This is a genomic window from Paractinoplanes aksuensis (genome assembly GCF_024137025.1).
In the GTDB taxonomy this organism is placed as follows: Bacteria; Actinomycetota; Actinomycetes; order Mycobacteriales; family Micromonosporaceae; genus Actinoplanes; species Actinoplanes aksuensis.
Genome location: NZ_JAMYJR010000003.1, coordinates 388,244 through 404,383 on the forward strand (window position 1 = coordinate 388,244; position 16,140 = coordinate 404,383).

17 protein-coding genes are annotated in these 16,140 nt (G+C 73.0%); 12 read left to right on the plus strand and 5 right to left on the minus strand.

Annotated features, from left to right (window positions below; all coding sequences use genetic code 11):
- Window positions 1–31 precede the first annotated feature (31 nt).
- Complete coding sequence (locus M1L60_RS06170; RefSeq protein ID WP_253236300.1) at window positions 32–973, plus strand: sulfite exporter TauE/SafE family protein; 942 nt, start codon at window positions 32–34, stop codon at window positions 971–973.
- Window positions 974–1,003: 30 nt separating this feature from the next.
- On the opposite strand, the gene M1L60_RS06175 is transcribed toward M1L60_RS06170, so the two are convergent.
- On the minus strand, window positions 1,004–1,219 hold the full coding sequence (locus tag M1L60_RS06175; RefSeq protein WP_253236301.1) for a hypothetical protein: 216 nt from the start codon (window positions 1,217–1,219) through the stop codon (window positions 1,004–1,006).
- 52 nt (window positions 1,220–1,271) lie between these two features.
- Here M1L60_RS06175 and M1L60_RS06180 point away from each other — a divergent pair, with 52 nt between their 5' ends.
- Genes M1L60_RS06180 through M1L60_RS06215 form a run of 8 tightly spaced genes read left to right on the plus strand, consistent with a single transcriptional unit; the run spans window position 1,272 to window position 7,873 of the window.
- Window positions 1,272–1,865: a TetR/AcrR family transcriptional regulator gene (locus M1L60_RS06180; RefSeq protein WP_253236302.1), complete on the plus strand. Its 594-nt coding sequence runs from the start codon at window positions 1,272–1,274 to the stop codon at window positions 1,863–1,865.
- A gap of 28 nt (window positions 1,866–1,893) precedes the next feature.
- A complete protein-coding gene (locus M1L60_RS06185; protein ID WP_253236303.1) occupies window positions 1,894–2,127 on the plus strand; it encodes a hypothetical protein in 234 nt (77 codons plus the stop codon).
- Window positions 2,128–2,131: 4 nt separating this feature from the next.
- Complete coding sequence (locus tag M1L60_RS06190; protein WP_253236304.1) at window positions 2,132–4,831, plus strand: helix-turn-helix transcriptional regulator; 2,700 nt, start codon at window positions 2,132–2,134, stop codon at window positions 4,829–4,831.
- Between the two features lie 58 nt (window positions 4,832–4,889).
- The gene (locus M1L60_RS06195) at window positions 4,890–5,321 is read left to right on the plus strand and encodes a hypothetical protein (RefSeq protein WP_253236305.1); all 432 of its coding nucleotides are present in this window, start codon (window positions 4,890–4,892) and stop codon (window positions 5,319–5,321) included.
- A complete protein-coding gene (locus M1L60_RS06200; protein WP_253236306.1) occupies window positions 5,318–6,178 on the plus strand; it encodes a tetratricopeptide repeat protein in 861 nt (286 codons plus the stop codon). The genes M1L60_RS06195 and M1L60_RS06200 overlap by 4 nt, the downstream gene beginning before the upstream one ends.
- Before the next feature lie 40 nt (window positions 6,179–6,218).
- Window positions 6,219–6,788: an RNA polymerase sigma factor gene (locus M1L60_RS06205; protein WP_253236307.1), complete on the plus strand. Its 570-nt coding sequence runs from the start codon at window positions 6,219–6,221 to the stop codon at window positions 6,786–6,788.
- Window positions 6,785–7,357: a hypothetical protein gene (locus M1L60_RS06210; protein WP_253236308.1), complete on the plus strand. Its 573-nt coding sequence runs from the start codon at window positions 6,785–6,787 to the stop codon at window positions 7,355–7,357. Before M1L60_RS06205 ends, M1L60_RS06210 begins: the two co-directional genes overlap by 4 nt.
- Before the next feature lie 9 nt (window positions 7,358–7,366).
- The gene (locus M1L60_RS06215) at window positions 7,367–7,873 is read left to right on the plus strand and encodes a GNAT family N-acetyltransferase (protein ID WP_253236309.1); all 507 of its coding nucleotides are present in this window, start codon (window positions 7,367–7,369) and stop codon (window positions 7,871–7,873) included.
- 14 nt (window positions 7,874–7,887) lie between these two features.
- Here the strand turns inward: M1L60_RS06215 and M1L60_RS06220 are convergent, their stop codons facing one another.
- On the minus strand, window positions 7,888–8,820 hold the full coding sequence (locus M1L60_RS06220) for an alpha/beta hydrolase (protein WP_253236310.1): 933 nt from the start codon (window positions 8,818–8,820) through the stop codon (window positions 7,888–7,890).
- Window positions 8,821–8,953: 133 nt separating this feature from the next.
- Here M1L60_RS06220 and M1L60_RS06225 point away from each other — a divergent pair, with 133 nt between their 5' ends.
- Together M1L60_RS06225 and M1L60_RS06230 are read left to right on the plus strand one after the other, a co-directional pair.
- Entirely contained in the window at window positions 8,954–10,150 is a 1,197-nt protein-coding gene (locus M1L60_RS06225; protein WP_253236311.1) for a sensor histidine kinase, read from the plus strand.
- Complete coding sequence (locus M1L60_RS06230; protein WP_253236312.1) at window positions 10,147–10,848, plus strand: response regulator; 702 nt, start codon at window positions 10,147–10,149, stop codon at window positions 10,846–10,848. Before M1L60_RS06225 ends, M1L60_RS06230 begins: the two co-directional genes overlap by 4 nt.
- A 120-nt stretch (window positions 10,849–10,968) precedes the next feature.
- On the opposite strand, the gene M1L60_RS06235 is transcribed toward M1L60_RS06230, so the two are convergent.
- The gene (locus M1L60_RS06235; RefSeq protein WP_253236501.1) at window positions 10,969–11,961 is read right to left on the minus strand and encodes a LacI family DNA-binding transcriptional regulator; all 993 of its coding nucleotides are present in this window, start codon (window positions 11,959–11,961) and stop codon (window positions 10,969–10,971) included.
- Window positions 11,962–12,181: 220 nt separating this feature from the next.
- On the minus strand, window positions 12,182–13,099 hold the full coding sequence (locus tag M1L60_RS06240) for an NmrA family NAD(P)-binding protein (RefSeq protein WP_253236313.1): 918 nt from the start codon (window positions 13,097–13,099) through the stop codon (window positions 12,182–12,184).
- Between the two features lie 847 nt (window positions 13,100–13,946).
- Here M1L60_RS06240 and M1L60_RS06245 point away from each other — a divergent pair.
- Window positions 13,947–14,516 (plus strand): TetR/AcrR family transcriptional regulator, encoded by a 570-nt coding sequence (locus M1L60_RS06245; RefSeq protein WP_253236314.1) that lies wholly within the window; start codon window positions 13,947–13,949, stop codon window positions 14,514–14,516.
- A gap of 457 nt (window positions 14,517–14,973) precedes the next feature.
- On the opposite strand, the gene M1L60_RS06250 is transcribed toward M1L60_RS06245, so the two are convergent.
- Window positions 14,974–15,972, minus strand: a complete 999-nt coding sequence (locus tag M1L60_RS06250) for a LacI family DNA-binding transcriptional regulator (RefSeq protein ID WP_253236502.1) — start codon at window positions 15,970–15,972, stop codon at window positions 14,974–14,976.
- Window positions 15,973–16,140: the final 168 nt, after the last annotated feature.

A 16,140-nucleotide genomic window follows, 5' to 3' on the forward strand; every position in this document is an offset into this window, starting at 1 on the left:
CGTCCCCCACCGCCCCCGGACTGGAGCGACCATGAGAAAGCTGATCCTCCTGGCCCTCGTCGGCCTCGGAGCGCAACTCGTCGACGGCAGCCTCGGCATGGCCTACGGCGTAACGTCGACCACGCTGCTGCTGGCCATCGGCACGAACCCGGCCGCCGCCTCGGCCACGGTCCACCTGGCCGAGATCGGCACCACGCTCGTCTCCGGTTTCTCGCACTGGAAGTTCGGCAACGTCGACTGGAAGGTCGTCTTCAAGATCGGTGTGCCGGGCGCGGCCGGCGCGTTCGCGGGGGCCACGTTCCTGTCCGGGCTCTCCACCGAGACCGCAGCCCCGCTGATGGCGCTGATCCTGCTGGCCCTCGGCCTGTACGTCTTCATCCGCTTCACCACGATGGGCCTGCCCAAGGGTCGTCTGGGCCTGCCGCTGCGCAAGCGGTTCCTGGCCCCGCTGGGCGTGGTGGCCGGCTTCGTCGACTCGACCGGTGGCGGCGGCTGGGGCCCGGTGGGCACCCCGGCCATCCTGGCCAGCGGCCGCCTCGAACCGCGCAAGACGATCGGCTCGATCGACACCAGCGAGTTCCTGGTGGCGGTGGCGGCCAGCCTCGGCTTCCTGTTCGGCCTGGGCTCCGAGAACATCAACTTCGCCTGGGTCGGCGCGCTGCTGCTTGGTGGCGTGATCGCCGCGCCCATCGCGGCCTGGCTGGTCCGGCACATCCCGCCGCGCGTGCTGGGCGCCGCGGTCGGCGGTGTCATCATCCTCACCAACAGCCGCACGCTGCTGCGCTCGGACTGGATCGACGCCTCGGACGGTGTCCGCTACAGCATCTACGCCGTCATCTACGTCGTGTGGGCGGCCGCCCTGGTCTACTCGTTCCGCGAGTACCGCAAGAACGCCGCCGAGGAGCGCCGCATCCTCGAGGAGGCCGAGGCCCGCGCGGCCGAGCAGGACCGCCGCGAGCCCGAGCCGGCCTGACGATTCCCGCTCCGTGTGGCCGTGCCGACCTCAGCCGGCGCGGCCACCGCTCTTCCGAGGGCTGCCCCAGCCGGCGAACAGCAAGCCGGCCGCGGCCAGCGCGACGTGCCCGGCCAGTTGGCCGGCGAAGCCGCCGGGCAGCCGGCCGAGCAGGCCGCCGTCGGCGTGGTCGAGCAGTTGACGGATGGTGCCCTGCGCGCCGACGGCCAGCAACACCATCCCCAGAACGAGCGCGGTTACCCTCATGATCTACCTCCCGTGATGTGGTGCACTCGTACCATAAACTATAGTGGTACGGGTGCACCAGAACGGAGGGCCGATGCCCCGGCAGGTCGACCACGAGGCCCGGCGCCGTCACATCGCGGCGGCGGTGTGGCGTCTGGCCGCCGCCGGGGGACTGGAGGAGGCGACGATCCGCCGGGTCGCCACCGAGGCCGGGGTGCCCGCCCGGCAGTTGCAGTACTACTTCGGCACCCGCGAGGAGCTGCTGCTCGGCGCGCTCGACCTGCTCAACGCCGACGGTGAGGCCGAGGCCCAGCAACGGATCGCCGCGCTGGGCGACGCGCCGAGCCCGCGCGAGGTGCTGCGCAGCGTCCTGCACGAGCTGCTGCCGCTGGACGAGAACCGCCGGCAGCGCAACCTGGTCCATGCGGCCTATTTCGTCCGCTTCCTGGCCGACCACACGCTGCGCGAGCGTATCCGGGACACGCCGCCCGAGCTCGAGAACCTGATCGCCCTGCTGCTGCCCGAGGAGCACCGCGCCGACGCGGACTTCCTGCTGGCCGGCGCGGCCGGACTGCAGGGGCAGATGCTGCTGGGCCACCTGACCGCCGAGCGGGCCGTCGAGCTGATCGACCACCAGTTGGACCGGATCTTCCCGGTGGTGTCGTGAGCGTGGGCGGGGCCTACCGTTGGCGGTCATGATGAACGAACTGGCTCAGCGCATCGCCGAGGCGCTCAACGCCGCGCTCGACGAGCGCGTGGCCACCGACTACTACGTGGGGCACGTCGAGCGCGGGCTGGCCGCCGGCGGGCCGGACGAGCCGATCATCGCGCTCACGGTCGACGAGGTGGCCCGGATCGCCGCCCGGGCCGCGCGCGACGACGGCGTCACCCGGACCCAGCTCGTGGTGCTGGACGATCCGAAGGAGTGAGCACGTGCCGACGGTAACGCTGCGGGGGCGGCGCCAGGAGCTGGCCGAGCTCGATCGCCTGCTGGCCGACCTGCGCGCCGGGCGGAGCCGAGTCCTGGTGCTGCGGGGCGAGGCCGGCGCGGGCAAGACGGCGCTGCTCGACCACCTGTGCGGCGCCGCGCCCGGGCCGGTGGTCCGCTCGGCCGGCGTCGAGTCGGAGACCGAGATCGCGTACGCGGCCCTGCAGCAGCTCTGCGCCCCGCTGATGCACCACCTCGACCAGCTGCCCGAGCCGCAGCGGTCGGCTCTGTCCGTCGGGTTCGGGCTGGCCGCGGGCGACCCGCCGGACGCGCTGCTGGTCGGGCTGGCCGTGCTCAGCCTGTTCGCCGAGGCGGCGGCGGACGGGCCGCTGGTCTGCGTGGTCGACGACGCGCAGTGGCTGGACCGCATGTCCGAGGTCATCCTGACGTTCGTGGCCCGCCGCCTCGACGCCGAGTCGGTCGCGCTGGTCTTCGCCGCGCGCAGCCCGAGCGACGAGCAGCTGCTGGCCGGTCTGCCCGAGATGCCGGTGACCGGGCTGTCCGACGCCGACGCGCGCGCCCTGCTCGACACCGTGCTGCCGGGCCCGATCGACGAGCGGGTGCGGGACAGGATCGTCGCCGAGACTCAGGGCAACCCGCTGGCCCTGCTCGAGCTGCCGCGCGGGCTCGGCCCGGCCGAGCTGGCCTTCGGCTTCGGCGGTCCCGGCCCGGTCCCGATGGCGGGCCGCCTCGACCAGGGCTTCCAGCGTCGCATCGCCGAGCTGCCGCCCGAGACCCGGACGCTGCTGGTGGCGGCCGCCCTGGAACCGGTCGGCGACGTGCCGCTGCTGTGGCGGGCCCTGGAACGCCTCGGCATCGCGCCCGAGGCGGCCGGGCCGGCCCAGGTGGCGGGCCTGGTCGAGATCGGCGCCCGGGTCCGGTTCCGGCATCCCCTCGTCCGCTCGGCGAGCTGGCAGTCGGCCGAGCCCGCCACCCTGCGGGCCGTGCACCGCGCGCTGGCCGACGTCATCGACCCCCACCAGGAGCCGGACCGCCGCGCCTGGCACCGCGCCCACGCCGCCGCCGGGCCCGACGAGGCGGTCGCGGCCGAGCTCGAACGCTCGGCCGGCCGCGCGCTGAGCCGGGGCGGCCGGTCCGCGGCGGCCGCCTTCCTCGAGCGGGCGGCCGAGCTCAGCTCCGACCCCAAGCCGCGGGCCACGCGGGCCCTGGCCGCGGCGCGGGCGCACTTCCTGGCCGGCGTGCCCGCCCGGGTGCCGGACCTGCTGGCCGCGGCCGAGATCGGCCCGCTCGACCCGCTGGCCCAGGCCGGGGTGGAACGCCTGCGGGCCCAGGCCGCGTTCTGGCTCAACCACGGCCGCGACGCGGCCCGGGCGCTGGTCACCGCGGCCCGCCGGCTCGAGGAGCTCGACCTGGCGGCCGCCCGCGAGACGTACCTGTCGGCCCTCGGCGCGGCCCTGCACACGGGGCGGCTCGGTGACGGTGACGCCCGGCTCGTGGCCGAGGCGGCCCGCGCCGTCGCGCCCGGCGACGACCCGGCCGGGCTGCTGCTGACCGGGCTGACGAGCTGGGTGCTGGACGACTTCCGGGCCTCGCTCGGGCCGCTGACCCGGGCCCTGGCCGCGCTCGACGCCCGCGAGAACCTGAACCTGGTCTGGATCGGGGTGCCGGTCGCCCATGAGCTGTTCGACGACGAGGCCTGGGACCGGCTCACCGCGCAGGCGGCCGGGTTCGCCCGCGAGACCGGTGTGCTCTCGGTGCTGCCGTCGATGCTCACGTTCCGGGCCGGCGCGCTCGTGCACGCCGGGCGGCTGGCCGAGGCGGCCGAACTGGTCGGCGAGGCGGACACGCTGGGGCGGGCCACCGGGCTGGTCGGGCAACCGTCGGCCCCGTTCAACCTGCTGGCCTACCGGGGCGCGGAACGGCCGGCGCTCGACCTCATGGAACCGGCCGAACACGACGCCCGGACCCGGGCCGAGGGACGGCTGCTGGCGCTGGTCGGGCACAACAAGTCGGTGCTCTACAACGGGCTCGGCCGCTATCCGGAGGCACTGGCTGCGGCTCGGCCGACCACGGCGTACGCGGACCTGGGGTTCTGGCACTGGGGTCTGGGCGAGCTGATCGAGGCGGCAGCGCGGTCGGGGGCGGCGACGGAGGCGGCCGAGGGGGCCGAGCGGCTGCGGGAACGGACGAGCGCGGCCGGGACGCCGTGGGCCGCGGGCGTGCAGGCCCTGGCCGATGCCCTGGCCGGCCCGGGTGCGCAGACCGAGAAGAAGTTCCGCGAGGCCATCGAGCTGCTGCCGGCGGAACGGCTGAGCTTGATGGTGGCCCGCGCCCGGCTGCTCTTCGGCGAGTGGCTGCGCCGCGACAACAGGCGCGCCGAGGCCCGGACCGAACTGCGATCGGCGTACGACGCGTTCAGCGCGATGGGCGCGGCCGGGTTCGCCGAACGGGCCGGGCGCGAGCTGACCGCGACCGGCGAGACCGTCCGCAAGCGGGGTCCCGAGGCGCGCGACGAGCTGACGCCGCAGGAATCGCAGATCGCCCGCCTGGCCGCGGCCGGGCGCACCAACCCCGAGATCGGCGCGGTGCTGTTCCTGAGCCCGCGCACCGTCGAATGGCACCTGCGCAAGGTGTTCGGCAAGCTCGGCGTCACCTCGCGCCGGGAGCTGGCGGGCGCGCTGTGACCGCCCCGATAGGCTGACCCGCGCGCCCGGTCCCGGGTGAACGAGAGCGGGGAAAGAGATGCACGACGACCTGTTCCGCCCGACGATCAGCGAGCAGCCGCCGCCGGGCAAGCCGCCCTGGCGTCCCGAGTCGATCGTGTATCCCGCCTTTTTCGGCGGCCCGCTCGCCGCGGCCACGCTCGGCCTGCTCAACGGGCGCCGGCTGGCCCTGCCGACCACGCACCTGGTCGCCATCGGCGCCGCCGGGGTGGCCGGCTTCGGCGCGCGGATCGCGGTGGGCGCCCTGACCGACGGCAATTCGGCCCTCCGGCTGGCCGGCACGGTCTGCGGCCTGCTGGTGTGGCTGGTCGTGCTGTCGCTGCAGCGCCGCCCGTTCCGGGTCGCCACCCTGCGCGGGCGCGAACCGGCCCGGCTGATCGGCCCCGGGTTCGCGGCCGCGATCGGCTGCGGGCTGTTCGAGGCCCTGGTGCTGGCGGTGCTGGTCCGATGAACGCGACGCTGCACCAGGCCCAGGCGCTGCTGGCCACCGGCCGCCCCGAGCAGGCCCTGACCCAGTTGTCGCTGCTGCCGGCCAACGAGGTCACCGGGTCGTACGCGATGCAGTTGCGGTGCGCCGCGCTCAGCCAGCTCGACCGCTGGCCCGAGGTCGGCGACGCCGCCCGGGCCGCCCTGGCCGCCAACGGGCCCGACCCCGACCTGCTGCTCTGGCTGGGCCGGGCCGAGCACGAGGCGGGCCGCGACCGGACCGCCGAGCGGGCCTTCCTCGACGGCCTGGCCCTCGCGCCCGACGACGTCGACCTGCTGTGCGCGTACGCCGACCTGTGCGCGGCCGATGGCCAACTCGACAAGGCCGACCGGCTGGTCGAGCTGGCCGCGGCCCGCGCCCCGCAGGCGCCCGTCGTCTATGCCACCCGCATCCAACTCGCCCACGCGCGCGGCGACAACCGGACGGCCCAGCGGATCAGCCAGGAGTTCGTCGGCGTCCACCCCGACAATCCGGTCGCGCACGCGCTGCTGGGCGGCACGAGCGCCGCCCGCGGGCACGTCGACGCGGCGTACGAGGGTTTCCGGCAGGCCGCTGCGGCCCGTCCGACCGAGCAGGTCTTCGCCGAGTCGGCGATGGAGTTGCGCGTGGCCCGGCACCCGTTGATGCGGCCGCTGCGGCCCATCCTGCGGTTCGGCGCGATCAAGACCTGGCTGGTCGCGGTCGCTCTGATCATCGGCCTGCGCGCGGCCGGCCTGCCCGCGCTGGGTGGTCTGCTGGGCCTGCTCTGGCTGGTCTACTGCGTCTATTCGTGGGTGGTGCCGCCGCTGGTCCGCAAGTGGGTCATGCGTTCCTGGCGATGAAAGATCACGTCGTCGCCGGACATGAACCGGCGTGGACTCCGTGAACTCCGAGGACCGGCGGCAACGGTTCGAGGCGGTGGCGCCGGCCGTGATCGACGCCGTGCGCCGCTTCCTGGCCCGCCGCACCGACCCCTCGACGGCCGACGACGTCCTGCAGGACACGTTGCTGGTCTGCTGGCGCCGCTTCGACGAGATCCTCCCTGTCCGCCCGCCGTCCCAGGGCGGGACGGCGCCCGATGCGGTGCTGCCCTGGGCGTACGGGGTGGCCCGCAACTGCCTGGCCAACGCCGAACGGTCCCGGCGCCGGCAGGGCCGCCTGCTGGCCCGGGTGTGGCGCCTGGACCGGCCGGCCGAGGTCGTGCCCGCGCCCGACGGGCCGGACGACGAACTGACCGCGGCGCTGGACGCGCTGCGCGCCGAGGACGCCGAACTGCTGCGCCTGTGGGCGTGGGAGGAGCTGAGCCCGGCCGAGATCGCCGTGGTGCTCGGGATCAGCCCCAACGCGGCGAGCATCCGCCTGCACCGGGCCAAGCAGAACTTGCGCGAGGAGTTGCGAAAGACCGGCGACGCCGCCGGACATGAGGAGTCGACAGAGGGGAGCCGGCCATGACGGACGACGACGACCTGCGCGCCCGTCTGCGCCGAGCCGACCCGGCGGCCGACCTGCCGCCGTACGACACCTCGCACCTCCTGGAGACCACGATGACCGCCACGACCACCGCCCCGCGCCGCCCTATGCTCACCCTGGCCGCCGCCGCGCTGGTGCTGATCGCCGCCCTCGGCACCTGGTTCCTGCTGCGCCCGTCGGGCGACCCCGCGGGGCCCGTGGCCGCGCCCACGGTCACCGAGCTGACCGCGCCCGGCATCGCGGCCAAGTGTGTCGAACCGTCGGCCGATCGGCTGAAGGAGGCGGCCGACTTCGCCTTCGCAGGCACGGTTACCGGCGTCGACGGCGGCACTGTCACGCTGAAGGTGACCAAGGTCTATCGGGGCGCCGCCGCCGACCAGGTGCGGATCGCCCAGACCGGCGACATCTCGGAGACGATGCTGGGCAGCGGCAAGTTCGAGACCGGTAAGGACTATCTGGTCGCGTCGGCCCGGGGCTCGATGCTGATCTGCGGCTACAGCGGCGAGGCGTCGGCGCCGGGCCTGCCGCAGCTCTACGACACGGCTTTCTAGGAGGCACTCTTGAGCGGCGTGACCATCCGCCCGATGCGGGACGCGGACGGGCCCACCGTGCTCGCGCTCTATCAGGCCGGGCTCGACGGCGGGGACGCCAGTTTCGAGCCGGCCGCGCCCTCGTGGGGAGTGTTCGACGCGGGCCGGCTCGCCGCGCACCGGCTGGTCGCGGTCGGCCCGGACGACGCGGTGCTGGGCTGGGTGGCCGTCACGGCGGTGTCGTCGCGGCCGGTGTATGCCGGGGTGGTCGAGCACTCCCTCTACGTCGATCCCGCCGCTCGGGGCCGAGGCGTGGGCCGGACCCTGCTCGAGGCGCTGATCCGCTCGACCGAGGCCGCGGGGATCTGGACCATCCAGTCCGGCGTCTTCCCCGAGAACGAGGCCAGCCTGGCCCTGCACCGGGCGTGCGGCTTCCGCACCGTCGGCGTGCGGGAGCGGGTGGGCCGGCATGCGGCCCGGGACAACCGCTGGCGCGACGTCGTGTTCCTGGAACGCCGCAGCCCCGTCGTCGGATGACCGCGACGGCCTCGTCATCGGCGGGCCAGTTCGTCGAGGATGTCGACCGAGGCGGCCCAGCCCGCGCCGTCGGCCGCGTGTGACGTGGCGACGGAGCGCACGTCGAACTTGTTGCGCGGCGTGAGCCGGTCGGCCTCGGCGATCATGCGGTCTTGCAGGGGGAGCGGGATCATGCGGTCGCGGGTGTGCCGGATGTAGGTGCGCGGGATGCTGCCCCACGTGTCCTTGTGACCGCGCGCGTCGGCCAGGGGCACCTGGATCGACTCGTCGGGTTGAGAGGCGTTGAGCATTGCCATGAACTCGGCCTCGGTGGCGTCGGCACAGAGTGCCTCTTTCATCTTCGCGAGCACGGCGGCGTCGTTGGTGCGGAAGTTGGTGCGCGACGCGCCGATCACGGCCGGGTCGGCCAGCGAGGCGCCGCCCAGCTCGAGGATCAGGCTGCCGGCGGCCTCGGGGGTCTGCAGGTAGTCGCCCATCGTCGGCAGGTCGACGCAGCAGAAGGCGGAGCTGTAGACGAGCCGGTTGATCAGCCGGGGCACCTCGTTGGCGACCCGGCTCACGGTGGCGCCGCCCATGCTGCCGCCCCACAGGACCACCGGACCCAGGCGGGCCGCGCGGCGGACCACCGCCACGGTGGCCGTGACGTAGTCGTCCAGGGTGATGCCGGCCATGGGGGAGGGCTCGGTGGCCAGGGCGGCCAGGTTTTGTGGCGCCTGGTAGGACCGGCGGAACTGGCCGGCCGCGGCGCCGTGACCGGGCAGCTCGACACCGACCGCGCGGTGGCCTCGCAGCGAGAGCTCGGCATCGCCACTGGCCGAGCCGTTGGCCCCGGTCACCAGCACAAATGTGGTGACCTCGCGTCGGTGAGGACGGTCGGCCCGGCTCGCGAGCACTGCTGCCGTGCCGGCCGCCGCTCCCAGCAGGCCGCGCCTCGTCATCGTCGTCATGACCTTCTCCCTTCGTCGTTGTCGGCTCCCATTCGAGCCCGATGACGGCCGGGTGCGGCAGCGGAGAAAGTACGGGCCGGGCACCTACTTTGGTAGGGTCCGGCCGCTCGGCGAGCCCGGTAGCGTCGGGCCCATGAAGCGGCGCGAGGTTCTCATCGACGGTGTGCTGCTGGCCGCCCTCGTCGCGGCGGCAGTGCTCGGCGGTGTGCTGACCGCGGTCGTCGCGGGGCCGCAGGCCGACCTCTCGCTCGTGTGGGTCTTCGTCGCCCTGCAGCTCGTGACCTCGGCCGCCGTCCTGCTCCGGCGCCGCCGGCCGACGAGCACGGCCCTGGCGATCGTCCTCTCCGCCCTGGCGCAGACCCTGGTGGCGTTCGCCGCCCCGCTGCCGGTGGCCGAGGCCCTGCTCTCGGTCAGCGCCTGGATCCCGATCGCGCTGTCGGTCGTGGTCGAGAACACCACCGAGCGCGGCGTGCCGCGGGTCTGGTCGGCCGCGATCTGGGCCCTGATCGGCGTTTTGGCCCTGGTCAGCGTGCGGCCGTGGGACCCCACGACCAGTTTCGTGGTCAACGGTCTGCTGCACAGCGCGGTCGCGCCGCTGTTCGCGCTCTATCTGGCCGCCCGCCGCCGCAAGATGGCCCTGCTGAGCGAGCGGGCCGAGCGGGCCGAGCGCGAGCAGTGGTGGCGGGCCGAACAGGCTCGGGCCGAGGAACGCTCCCGCCTGGCGACCGAGCTGCACGACCTGGTGGCGCACCGGGTCACGCTGATGACATTGCAGGCGGGCGCGCTGTCGGTGCGCGCGCCCGACGACGAGACCCGCGAGACCGCGGAAGAGCTGCGCGCCCACGGCGCGCTGGCCCTCGACGAGCTGCGCGAGCTGGTCGGCGTGCTCCGCCGGGCCGGTTCGCCCGCCGGGGCGCCGCTCGACGAGGCGGCCCAGCCCCCGCTGGCCGAGCTGGTCGACGAGGCCGGCCGGGCCGGGCAAGCGGTCGAGCTGGTCACCGCGGGCGAGCCGCCGGGGCTGTCCCGGGTGACGGGCCGCACGGCCTATCGCGTGGTGCGCGAGGCGCTGACCAACGCCCGCAAGCATGCCGGGGGCGCGGCGGTGCGGGTCGATGCGCAATACCTCCCCGACCTCGTCCGCATCGTGGTCCACAATGGCCGGGGCCGGTCGTCGCTGTCCGCGCGGGGCAACGGCGCTGGGCTGGCCGGGCTGCGCGAAAGAGTCGAGTCGATCGGCGGCACACTCGAGGCCGGGCCGGACGGCGCGGGCGGTTTCCGGCTCGAGACGGTGATACCCATACGGGCCACTGCCGATCGGGGACCGTCATGAACCAGCTCCGGGTGCTGATCGTCGACGACGAGCCGCTGGTGTGCCGGCATCTGAGCGCGATCCTGTCGGCCGCGCCCGACGTGGTCGTGGTGGGCACCGCGGCCGACGGTGCCGAAGCGGTCGAGGCCGTGGTCCGGGAACGGCCCGATCTGGTGCTCATGGATCTGCGGATGCCGGGGGTCGACGGGCTCGCCGCCACCGAGCGCATCCGGGGGCTGGTCGACCCGCCGGTGGTGCTGGTGCTGACCACCTTCGACGCCGACGGCTACGTGATCCGCGCGCTGCGGGCCGGGGCCGCGGGCTACCTGGTCAAGTCGACCCCGCCCGCCGAGCTGATCGACCTGATCCGGGTGGCGGCGCAGGGCCACACCGTGCTGTCCCCGGTCGCGCGGGACGGGCTGGTCGCGGCGTCGGCGACGGCCCACGAGGAACGCGCGGCCGCGCTGGCTCGCGTGACCGACCTGACCGATCGGGAGCGGGACGTTCTGACGGCCATCGGCGACGGGCTGACCAACGCCGAGATCGCCCGGCGCCTGCACCTGTCCGAGACGACGGTGAAGGGCTACGTGTCGCATCTGTTCGAGAAGCTCGGCTGCGCCAATCGCACCCAGGCCGGCCTGCTGGCTCAGTCCGCCGGATGGACGACACCCGTTGACTACAACGCTGGAGTGCACCCAGCGGGGCCATCCTCCCCTTGATGGCCCCGACCGGGTCCTCTCTTCCGATGTCAGCGCCACAGGCCTAGGAATACCCGTAGTGAGACCTGTTAACGCTAACAGATCTGGCCGGGATTGGAACAGGTGAATGTGAAAATTGGTTCAGCGGGCGGGCGGTGGCGCGACGCTGTCCCGGGTGATCAGCGTCGGCGCGATCGTGCGCCGGGTGGCCAGGTCGGGCGATCCCGACTCGATCTGGGCCAGCAGCAGCTCGACCCCGGCCGTGGCGACCGCGTCGAAGTCGGGGCGGACCGTGGTCAGCGGTGGCGTGTAGTAGGCCGCCTGCGGCACGTCGTCAAAGCCGACGATGCTGATCTCTTCGGGGACGCGGCGGCCGTGCTCGCTGAGCGCCCGCAGCAGGCCCAGCGCTATGTGATCGTTCGCCGTGAAGACGGCCGTCACCTCGGGCAGGCGAGCCAGCAGCTTGCCGTTGCGGTAACCCGACTCGGCACTCCAGTCGCCGGTGAGCAGCGGGGGCTGCTCGGCGCCGGCGGCGCTCAACGCGTCCTGCCAGCCGCGGACCCGGCCCGCGGCGTCGAACCAGTCGGCCGGACCCGAAATGTGCCAGACCGTGGAGTGGCCGGCCGCCAGCAGGTGCTCGGTGGCGGCCCGGGCCCCGGCGACCTGGTCGACCGTGACCAGGGTGCTGGCCCGCTCGGGATCGCCGTCGATGGTGACCAGCGGGATGTCCTCGGGCAGCCGGGCCAGGGCGGGACCGGCGCCGGCCACCGGCGCGATCACCACGAGGCCCGCGACCCGCTGGTCGAGGTGGCGCTCGACGGCGTCGGCGATCGACCGCTCGTTGAGCGTGCGCACACTGCCGACGTTGACGGCGAAACCACTGTCCTGCGCCGCCTGCTCGAATGCGGTCAGCATCGACGCCGGGCCGTACAGAGCCGTGTTGGGCGCGACCACGCCGATCACCTTCGACGTGCCGGTGACCAGGGCCCGGGCCGTGCGGTTGGGGCGGTAGCCCAGCTCGGCGATCGCCGCCCGCACCTTGAGCCGGGTCGGCTCGCTGACGTTGGGATGCTCGTTGAGCACCCGGGAGACGGTCTGGTGCGACACTCCTGCCAGCCGGGCGACGTCCATCATGCCCGGCGGCCGTCCGCGTTTCACGCTCACCCGCACCCCGATCGACTGGTTGCGGGCAGGATATCCCCTCCACTCCCATGCCCGTGACGTGCGGGTACGCCACGCCGCGGAAATCACAACACATTCTTGCCAATTCACCGCCCGGTAATTTGCGGGAGCGTTCCCAATCGGCCATGACTTGATAAAACACAACGAGGAACTCCCGGGAGTGTCCGCCGGGTCATCGCATGTGCCGCGCGGCCCACTCCTCGAAGCTCGTGAGCGGAATGCCGAGCGCCCGCGCGAACTCCGGCCGGGCCGGCTGCCCAGCCACGTTCATGAGCTCCATCGACAACCCCGCGTAGGCCGGCATCCCGGCGGCGAGCGCCTCCGGTTCGGACATGTCGGGTGCCTTGAGCGCGGCGCCCAACGCGCCCGAAAGCACTGCGGCCACCTCGGTCATGGCCAGGTAGTCGGAGGCCAGCTCCAACTCGACGCCCCGGAACCGCTCCCGATCGGCGACGGCCGCGGCCACCGTCGCGCCGATATCGTCCACCGCCACCAGCGAAAGACGGGTGTCCGGTCGCAGCACGGTGACGATGCCACCCCCGACCCCGCGCGGCAGCAGGTAGGCCGCGGACAGCAGGAAGTTCTCCATGAAGAAGCCCGGCTTCACGAGCGTCCAGAAGGGAAAACCCGCTTCCCGTACGCTTTTCTCGACCCCGGTCTTGGCCGCGTAATACGGTTCGAGCGCGGCCCACCGCCCCTCCGCATATCCGGGCGCCGACTGGTAGCGGCTGGCCCCCGACACCGACGAGTGAACGAACTGCGGCACACCCGCCGACCTGGCCGCCTCGATCAGGTTGACGGCCTGCCGAAGCTCCCCGTCGAAGTCGAAGCCGTCCGCGCCCAACTCCGGCATCTGCAACGAAAATACGGCCCGAGCACCCCGCGCCGCCTCGTCCAGCGACTCGCGATCCCGCAGATCGCCGACGACAAGTTCGGCACCGAGCGCTTCCACCGCCCGGGCGCGCTCAGCCGCACGATCACGAACCAGCGCCCGCACGGGGAAACCGGCTCCCAACAGCGACCGGGCCGCAGCCCCACCCTGCTTACCCGTGGCCCCGACAACAAGCACAGGCGACGTCAACTCGTTCATGAAACTCTCCTTGATCAGTTCTGCGCCACGCATGCCCTCACGCCAACGGCGGTGGCTTTCGGTTCTGCGTCGCGTGTGCCCTCATGCGGACGGCGGTGGCTTTCGGTTCTGCGTCGCGCGTGCCCTTAAACGGACAGCGACGATTCGACGGCAGCGCGTGGACGCGCCGCGGTTGAGTGCGGGGTGCGCTGACGGCGGCTGGTGGCGGTGCGCGGGTCAGGTTGAAAGAGGGCGCCTGGAGGTGGCCCGGGTTGGAGTGGCGGAACGACGCTGAATCGAGGGCGGCGAGATGGTGGCATCGAAAAAGGGCGCGGAAACCGACCCGCCGCCGGTGCACGAGGAGTCCTGGTCGATCTGATGGCCCGCTCGCGACAGCGGAGGCAGACCCACGAGACGAAACGGGTCGTCTCGCCGGGGCGGTGTTGGGCTTGTGAGACGGAACGGGTCGTCTCGCCGGGGCGGTGTTGGGCTTGTGAGACGGAACGGGTCGTCTTGTTGGGGCGGAGGCTGGACGGTGGGACGGAACGGGTCGTTTCGCCGGGGCGGTGTTGGGCTCGTGGGACGGAACGGGTCGTCTTGCTGGGGCGGAGGCAGGACCGCGAGACGGAACGGATCGTTTCGGCAGGGCGCAAGCCGAACCGCGAGACGAAATGGATCGTCTCGGCAGGCGGTGGCGGGTAGTGGGAGAGCGGTTCAGGTGGGAGACGGTTTCGGTGGAGGGCGGAATGGGGGTGGCGATTGACGGGGCAGGGGCGTGCTGGGGGTGTCGCAGTAAACGGCGTGGTCCGCCATTTACTTCCGGCTACGATATGGCGGACCCCGCCATTTAGCAACCGGGAGGCGACGAATGGCCGGCCAACGTTCGGACGCGCGTCGTAACTACGCGCGACTGCTCGCCGTGGCGGAGGAGGCGATCGCGGCCGAGGGTGCTGACGCGTCGCTCGAGCAGATCGCGCGCACCGCCGGACTGGGGTCAGGCACCGTGCGTCGCCACTTCCCGACGCGGCACGCCCTGCTGGAGGCTGTGTTCCGGCAACGTATCGACGTCCTGGCCGACCAGGCCGACGCCCTGGCTGAAGCCGCCGACGCCCGCGCCGCGCTGCTGGAGTGGCTGGGTGCCGTCCTGTCGTTCGCGGCCACGATCCGTGGGCTGGCCGAAGCCCTCAACCGCGACCGGATCGCCGACCCCGGCGAGGTTCACGAGCACTGCGCCACCGCTCGCCTGACCGCCGCCGGCGAGCCGCTGGTGCTCCGCGCGTCCGAAGCCGGCGCCCTGACCCCGGGCGCGACCATCACCGACCTGCTCACTCTGGTCACCGGCATCGCCCTCGCCACCGAGAACCACCCCGACCCGGCCACCGAGGCCGCTCGCCTTCTCCGTCTGACCGTGACCGGAGTGAGTCCGCAGCGGGGCTAGTCGGGTTGCTTGCCGGCTGTGCGGTGGCCTGGCCGTTGAGGCCGCTCGCCTTTCCGTCTGGCCGTGGCCGGGGTGAGCCCGCGGCTAGTCGGGTTGGTTGCTGGATGTGCGGTGGTCTGGCCGTTGAGGCCGCCCGCCTTCTCAGTCTGACCGTGACCGGAGTGAGTCCGCAGCGGGGCTAGTCGGGTTGCTTGCCGGATGTGCGATGGCTTGGCCGTCGAGGCCGCTCGCCCGTGATCAGAGTGGCTCCGCAGCGAGGCCAGGTGGCGTGTCTGCCGGCGTCACCCGGCCGCCGAGGCGATATCGCAGCGAGGACGGGGCACCTGTGCGAGCCGCTGCCTAGCAGCTGATGGTCGGCGGCAGGACGCTGATAAGCATCCCGCGTCGTCCGCGTTTCGCTATCGCTGCGTTGTGGTGGCGCCGGTGTGTGCGCGGGTCCGGCCGGGTCGGAAGTGCGTCAGGGGTGGGGTGGGGGGCCGCTGCTTGTGCGGATTACCAACTGGGGGGTCAGTAAGACCCTGTGGGGTGGGGGTGGGTCGGTGGGGGCGGCCATGTGTTCCAGCAGGAGGGCCAGGCTTCGGCGGCCCAGTTCGGCGAAGTCCTGGTGGACTGTGGTCAGTGGGGGGACGAAGAAGCCGGAGTCGGGCATGTCGTCGAAGCCGACCACGCTGACGTCTTCGGGGACTCGTTTGCCGGCCTCGTGCAGGGCGCGCAGCACGCCCAGGGCGATCCGGTCGTTGGCGCAGAAGATGGCGGTCACGTTGGGGTCCTTGGCCAGGGCGCTGCCCTGGGCGTGGCCGGATTCCGCGTCCCACCAGCCGTGTTCGACCGGGGGGACCACGGCGCCGGCGGCGTACAGGGTGCTGCGCCAGCCGTCGATGCGTTCCGCTGATTCCGGCCAGTCGGGTGGGCCGGCGGCGTGGTGAACGGTGGCGTGGCCCAGGTCGAGCAGGTGCTGGGTGGCCAGGCGGGCGCCGGCCGCGTTGTCGATCGACACCGTGGGGGCGGCGTCGGATTCGCCGGCGCCGCCCACGGCCACGCACTGCAGTGACGGTGGGGCCTGGGCCAGGGCGTGGTTGACCGACTGTTTGGGGGCGATCGCGATGACGCCGTCGACCGAGTGCTGGGTCAGGCGGTCCACCGCTTCCAGCACCTGGCGCCGATCGAGGTCGCGGACCGACGCGATGCTCACCATGTAGCCGGCGTCCCGGGCTGCGCTTTCTATTCCGTACAGCATGGAAGCGGGACCGAACAGCGTGGTCTCGAAGCCGATGATGCCCAGGGTGTCCGACTGCCTCGTGACCAGGGTGCGGGCGGCCAGGTTGCGGCGGTAGTTGAGCGAGCGCATGGCGTCGAGCACGCGCTGGCGGGTCTCGTCGCGCACGTTGGGGTGGTTGTTCAGGACCCGGGACACGGTCTGGTGCGAGACGCCGGCGAGTTTGGCGACGTCGCGCATGACGGTCAGGCGGGGCCGGGCCGGGGCGGCGGGGAGGCCGTCGGCTGCGGGCTTTTTGGATGCCAAGTGGTACCCCCGAGTCCGCGGTGACGATGCCAGATGTGAGCGCGCACAGTGTACGGCTGAAGGGAGCCGTGTCCATCTATCCGGGCGTGGTCTTCCTGCGCC